Origin of the sequence: Agrobacterium sp. MCAB5, assembly GCF_052114365.1 — a bacterium.
Classification (GTDB): domain Bacteria; phylum Pseudomonadota; class Alphaproteobacteria; order Rhizobiales; family Rhizobiaceae; genus Agrobacterium; species Agrobacterium tumefaciens.
On the sequence record NZ_JBFREP010000234.1, the window covers coordinates 1 to 478 of the forward strand.

The window sequence follows — 478 nt, forward strand, 5'->3', positions numbered from 1 at the left end:
ACTTCAAGATCCAGACGCTGTACGGTCGTGGTCGGGACTGGCCGATCGGTTACGACGATCTCGAGCAATATTACAACAAGGCTGAACTCGAACTCGGCGTGACCGGCACGGACGGGCAGGATGAGAGCGGCCAGGGCGGTGGCCCAATGCCGCCGCGTTCGATGCCTTTCCCGATGAAGCAGCTGAACTCGAGCTACATGTTCGATACGCTGGCGGAAAAGCTTGCAGTGGGCGGCTTCAATCCTGTGCTGGAACCGCATGGCCGTGCCTCGCGCCCCTATGGCAACCGCCCGGCCTGCGCTGGCAACAACAACTGCAATCCCGTCTGTCCGATTGGAGCCAAATATGACGGTTCAATGCATATCGATGTGGCCGAGCGCCACGGTGCCCGGCTGTTCGACAATTCGCCCGTCTACAAGATCGAAGCAGGAGACGACGGTAAGATCACAGCAATCTGGTACAAGAAACCCGACAACTC

Annotated in this window: 1 pseudogene; it reads left to right on the top strand. The window is 58.8% G+C overall.

From position 1 onward, the window contains the following. Positions 1 to 478 (top strand): annotated as a pseudogene (locus AB4Z23_RS28390) (choline dehydrogenase); the annotation flags it as partial.